The 2009-nt window shown below is 63.0% G+C and carries 3 protein-coding genes; 1 reads left to right on the top strand and 2 read right to left on the bottom strand.

All coding sequences use genetic code 11. From position 1 onward, the window contains the following. Positions 1 to 815 (bottom strand): metal ABC transporter permease (locus NW853_RS10710; RefSeq protein ID WP_414349004.1); only part of this gene is annotated, 815 nt, incomplete at its 3' end. Positions 816 to 830: 15 nt separating this feature from the next. Beyond that, the gene (locus tag NW853_RS10705) at positions 831 to 1586 is read right to left on the bottom strand and encodes a metal ABC transporter ATP-binding protein (protein ID WP_414349003.1); all 756 of its coding nucleotides are present in this window, start codon (positions 1584 to 1586) and stop codon (positions 831 to 833) included. A gap of 62 nt (positions 1587 to 1648) precedes the next feature. On the opposite strand from NW853_RS10705, the gene NW853_RS10700 reads away from it, so the two are divergent. Further along, the coding region (locus NW853_RS10700) for a metal ABC transporter solute-binding protein, Zn/Mn family (protein ID WP_414349002.1) at positions 1649 to 2009 on the top strand (361 nt) is incomplete at its 3' end.

The following is a 2009-nucleotide window of genomic DNA, read 5'->3' as shown; positions in this document are numbered from 1 at the left end:
ACTCTGGCCAGAAAGGCTAAGCCAAACCAGACGGAGGCCACCAAGACAATGGCCGGGCCGGAGGCGACGTTGAGGTAGTAGCTAGCGTACATCCCCAGCAGGCTAGCGCTGACGCCAAAGAGGGATCCCAGCAGCATTACCTGGTGCAGGCGAGGCGCCAGCAGGTAAGCTGTTGCTGCTGGCGTGATGAGCATGGCCAGCACCAGCAGCACCCCCACCGCCTTCATGCTGGCCACCAGAGTGAGGGAGGTGAGCGCCATCAGCCCCCATCCCAACCCTGCAGTAGGCAGGCCGGCTGCCTTGGCCCCCAGGGGATCGAAACTGTAGAAGGTCAGCTCCTTAAAAAAGAGGGCCACCAATCCCAGCACCAGGACGGTGATGCCCACCACTGTCAACACATCAGCGGCGCTCACCCCCAGGAGGTTGCCGAAGAGGAAGTGGTTGAGATCGATGCGGGCCCGCCGTTGGATTAACGTGATTAAGAGGATCCCTAGGGCAAAAAAAGCAGAAAAGACGATCCCCATGGCCGCATCGGGCTTGAGGGGGGTGGCGGAGCGGATCCACTGGATGAGCAGGGCGCTCAGTAACCCCGCCACGAAGGCACCGACAAAGAGGTTGAGATCCAGCAGGTAGGCAATGGCCAGGCCCGGCAGCAGCGAATGGCTGAGGGCATCCCCCAGGAGGGCCAAGCTTTGCACCAGCAAATAGCTGCCCACCACCGCGCAGAGAACGCCGATGGCCACCGCCACCAGCAGAGCCCGCTGCATAAAGGCAAACCGCAAGGGATCCGCCAGGGTGTGCCAGAGCCCTTCCATACCACCCCTCACCCCCTAGGCAGCTGAGTCCAAGGGCAGGATGCGGCCATAGGCCCGCTGCAACACCTGCGGCTGCAGCACCTGCTGCGGGGATCCCTGGGCAATCAGGACGCGGTTGAGGAGAAGCACCTCATCAAAGTGGGCCAGCGCCTGCCCCAGGTCGTGGTGCACCACCATCACGATATGGCCGGCGTCGGCCAACTCCCGCAAAACCTGAAACACAATGGCCTCGCTGGGCTGGTCGATCCCGGCCAGCGGCTCGTCCAGGGCGTAGATCTCGGCTGCCTGCGCTAGAGCCCGCGCCAAAAACACCCGCTGCTGCTGTCCCCCTGATAGCCGACCGATGGGCCGATCCCGATAGGCCCCCATCCCCACCCGGTCCAGAGCTTGCGCTGCCCGCTCCCGACCTTGCGGACCGATGCGGCGCAACCAGCCGGCAGCTCTCACCTGTCCCATCAGCACCACATCCCACACCGTGGCCGGAAAGCTCCAGTCGATGGCCGACCGCTGCGGCACATAGGCCACCTGCTCCCCCCGCAGCGCCTGGCCGCCGTAGCGCACCTCGCCCCCCTCTTTTGGCACCAACCCCAGCAGCGCCTTGAGAAAGCTGCTTTTGCCAGCCCCGTTGGGGCCCAGGATGCCCGTGATGCACCCTGGCCGGATCTCGGCGCTGATCCGCTCCAACGCCAGCAACTTGCCATAGCGCACCGTCAGATCCCGCACCACCAGAGAGGCCGGACGAGGAGGGAGAGCAATCGCTGGCTTTTTCATTTTCCTTTCATTTTCGCCAAGACCAGTGTACCCTAAGGGGAAACTCAAATAGTGAAACAATTATGAAAACCAAGATCTTTTCTTTGCGCCGCTTGGTGGTGGGGCTTGGCCTGCTGATGGGCGGTTGGACATCTCTGGCCAGCTTGGCTGTGGCACGTCCCCGCGTTGTGGCTACCACCACTCTGATTGCCGATTGGGTAGAGCAGGTGGGTCAAGATCGCATCCAGCTCAGCAGCCTGCTGCAGCCGGGACAGGATCCCCACGTCTATGAGCCGACACCGGCAGATGCCGCAGCTCTCGAGCAGGCGGATCTGGTGTTTTACAACGGCTACAACTTGGAGCCGGGGTTGATTCGTCTCGTCAACGCTGCTGCTCAACGGGCGCGGCGGGTTGCCCTGGCCGAGATCCTCGACCCCATCGTCA

The sequence above is a fragment of the Synechococcus sp. H55.11 genome (assembly GCF_047462475.1).
Classification (GTDB): Bacteria; Cyanobacteriota; Cyanobacteriia; order Thermostichales; family Thermostichaceae; genus Thermostichus.
Note: the sequence above shows the minus strand (reverse complement) of the source record. Positions and strands in the feature narration are given on the sequence as shown.

Coding starts and splice junctions, on each gene's coding strand:
- NW853_RS10705 (WP_414349003.1), bottom strand. CDS start 1,586: ATGAAAAAGCCAGCGATTGCTCTCCCTCCTCGTCCGGCCTCTCTGGTG.